This is a genomic window from Chthoniobacter sp. (assembly GCF_040003245.1).
Classification (GTDB): Bacteria; Verrucomicrobiota; Verrucomicrobiia; order Chthoniobacterales; family Chthoniobacteraceae; genus Chthoniobacter.
In genome coordinates this window covers 1-3106 of the sequence record NZ_JBDUCX010000399.1, presented here as the reverse complement: position 1 = coordinate 3106, position 3106 = coordinate 1, and the positions used below count along the sequence as shown (strand labels likewise).

The following is a 3106-nucleotide window of genomic DNA, read 5'->3' as shown; positions in this document are numbered from 1 at the left end:
TGCGGGGGTAGGATTTGAACCTACGACCAATCGGTTAACAGCCGATCGCTCTACCACTGAGCTACTCAGGAATTTCCGGGCTGCGGAGGGGTGGTATGAATGCCTCACCAACCACCCCCCGGCAACCCTTTTTTTGGGAAAAATTTGCGAAGGGCAGTGGTGGTGCAAATGCGTGGTTTTCCTGTGATGAACTACGCCAACGCGTAGAGTGCCGAAACGCGATTTCCCTGTTTCTTCCTAAGAACAATGACTACGCTGCATGGTATTCCCTAGGGAGCTCCGTATCGTGGGGCGCCCACCACCCAAACCATCCAAAATGAAAAAAATCGCACTCCTCACCATCATCACCGCCGCGCTCGCGCTCAGTTCCTACGCGGCCGACACCAAGCTCGAAGGCACGGCCACCTGCGCCAAATGTGACCTCGGGATCGCCGAAAAATGCCAGGCCGCCGTGGTCGTGAAGACCGCCGACGGCAAGACGGAAACGTATCTCTCCGACGGCAACGACAAGGCCAAGGCCCTGCACAAGGAAATCTGCAAGGGTGGCAAAGAAGCGACGGTCGAAGGCACGGTCGGCGAGAAGGACGGCAAGAAGACGATCACGATCACGAACTACGCGATCAAGTAATCGCTCGGAGCGTCTCCTCAAGACTTACCACAAGAAGGGCGCCCGGTTTCGGGCGCCCTTTTTTGTGTCTTGGCGAATGGGGTGCTACTTGGCGAAGCCCTGGACCTTCAGCCAGTAGAGGCAATCGGCGGCCCAGGGATGGTGCGGGCCGCCGGCGCGACCGCCGCCGAGGCCCATGCCGTGCTGGCCTTTTTGATAGATGTGCAGATCGAAGGGAACGCCGGCCGCGCGCAAGGCTTTGGCGAACTCCATGGAGTTCTCGACCTTCACGGCTCCGTCTTCCCAAGTGTGGAAAAGGAACGTCGGCGGCGTGTCCTTGGTGACTTGCTTTTCATTCGAGAGGAGGTCGACGAGTTCCTGCGGCGGGTTTTCGCCGAGCAAGTTCTTCTTTGAGCCGCCGTGGGTGAATGGTCCCATGGTGATGACCGGGTAGCAGAGGATGCCGATGTCGGGCCGCGAGCTGAAACGCTCGACGGGATCGGCGTCATCCGCCTTGCCGGCGTCGAAGTGGGTGAGCAGCGTGGAGGCCAGATGACCGCCGGCACTGGAGCCCATGATGCCGACACGTTTCGCGTCGATGTGCCACTCGTCCGCCTTGGAACGGGCGAGACGCACGGCGCGGGCGGCATCGTTGAGCATCGCCGGATGGCGGTAACCCTTCGAGCCGAGACGGTACTTCAAGACGAGGCCGGCGATCCCATTTTCCGCGAGCCATTCGGCGTAGCCGGCGCCTTCGTGGGGCGCCAGCCCGCCGTAACCGCCGCCGGGGCAGATGACGATCGCCGCGCCGGTCGCCTTATCCGGGGAGGGGAGGAAGGCGGTGAGCGTCGGCTTGTCGTCGTCCTTGTCACCGAGCGCGCCCGGGGCGCCATTCGGCCAGAGCAGAACGGGATCGAGCGGTGCGGCGTGGAGCGAAAGCGCGGTGGAGAGGGCGAGGAGGAAGGCGGGGATGCGCATGAGCCGGGACATCCGCTTAGACCTTCTCCGGCACCACGTACGGCGCGCGATACTCACGGGTGAGCATCTTGTCCGCCGCGGCGTTGTCGATGAACCGCTCGGTCTTCGGATCCATCTTCAGGAACTCGCCGAAGGTGAGCTTGTCGACCTTGATGTCCACGCCATTGGCGGCGAGGTGCGTGGCGAGGCGGTCGAACGAATCGAGCGCTTCCTTGTTGCCCTTGAACTTTTCGCGGATGTCGTCGGGCGCGGCGGTTTTGCCGAGGCGATAGGAGATATTCGCCGTGTGGCAAAGCGCGCTGGAGATGTGTCCGTCGATGATCTTGCCGTTCAAGTCGGCCGACTTCCGGCTGCGCACGCAGGCGATGAAATTGCCGAAGTGCCCGTCTTCTTTCGAGGACAGGTGCTCGTTCTTGTCCTTCTCTTTTTCCTCGGCGGTGATCGGATTCGATTCCGTCATATCCTTCACGCCGGGCGGATTGCCGTACTTGCGCACGAGCTTGTCGTTGTTGTCGTAGACTGCGGCGTTAGAGTAATCCGGCGCGACCACATAGCCGTGCTCGTACTGCGCGACCACACCCACGCCCGCCCCGCGATATTTGTCCATGGTTTCCGTGCCCGTCTTCTCGGGCAGTCCGCGCACTTCGAAAATCAGCGGCGCCTTCGCGTAATCGTGGAAAACGATCATCGAGTTCGGCGTTTCGCCATCGTCCTTGTAGCCGAGGCGGCCACCGACCGAGACGATTTTCGGGGAAAGCTCCATCTCGCCGGTGAAGCGGCGGGCGATGTCCATCTGGTGGATGCCCTGGTTGCCGAGGTCGCCGTTGCCGTAGTTCCAGATCCAGTGCCAGTCGTAATGGATGATGCCGTATTTCGGGTCATTGCGGTGCGGCGGCACGAGCGGGGCCGGGCCGGACCAGATGTCGTAATCGATCGTGTCCGGCACCTGCTGGTCGGCCGTGACGAGGCCGATGCTGGGCCGGCGCTTGTAGCAGAGACCGCGGACGTATTGCAGTTTGCCGAGCGGCTCGGTCTTCATCCAGCGGATGACATCCGCCAGGCCCTGGGCCGAGCGGCTTTGCACGCCCATTTGCACGATGCGCTGATATTTATCCGTGGCCTTCACGAGCTGGCGGCCTTCCCACACATTGTGCGACACGGGCTTTTCCACGTACACATCCTTGCCGGCCTGGATGCCCCAGATGGCGGCGAGCGAGTGCCAGTGATTCGGCGTGGCGATGGAGATCGCATCCACTTCGCCGGAGTCGAGCAGCTTGCGAATGTCCTTGAAGGGCTTTGCCTCGATGTTTTTCTGCTGCAGTTGCTTCACGCCTTTCTCGAGCACGGCGCTGTCCACGTCGCAGAGGGCGACGATGCGCACGCCTTTCATGCCGGAATAAGCGCTGATGTGCGACTGGCCGCGGCCATGGAAGCCGACGACGGCGATGCGGATGTCGCTATTGGCGCCCTCGGCGGCGGCGCGAATGTAGGCGGGCGTCGAGAGGGCCGCGCCGGCGAGCG

The 3106-nt window shown here is 62.2% G+C and carries 3 protein-coding genes; 1 reads left to right on the top strand and 2 read right to left on the bottom strand.

Annotated elements, in window-relative coordinates; genetic code table 11:
- Positions 1-316 precede the first annotated feature (316 nt).
- Complete coding sequence (locus ABJF10_RS30195; protein ID WP_348548309.1) at positions 317-628, top strand: DUF6370 family protein; 312 nt, start codon at positions 317-319, stop codon at positions 626-628.
- A gap of 84 nt (positions 629-712) precedes the next feature.
- Here the strand turns inward: ABJF10_RS30195 and ABJF10_RS30190 are convergent, their stop codons facing one another.
- On the bottom strand, positions 713-1585 hold the full coding sequence (locus ABJF10_RS30190; RefSeq protein WP_348548308.1) for an alpha/beta hydrolase: 873 nt from the start codon (positions 1583-1585) through the stop codon (positions 713-715).
- A 16-nt stretch (positions 1586-1601) separates the two neighbouring features.
- A partial coding sequence (locus ABJF10_RS30185; protein WP_348548307.1) for a Gfo/Idh/MocA family oxidoreductase occupies positions 1602-3106 on the bottom strand: 1505 nt, incomplete at its 5' end.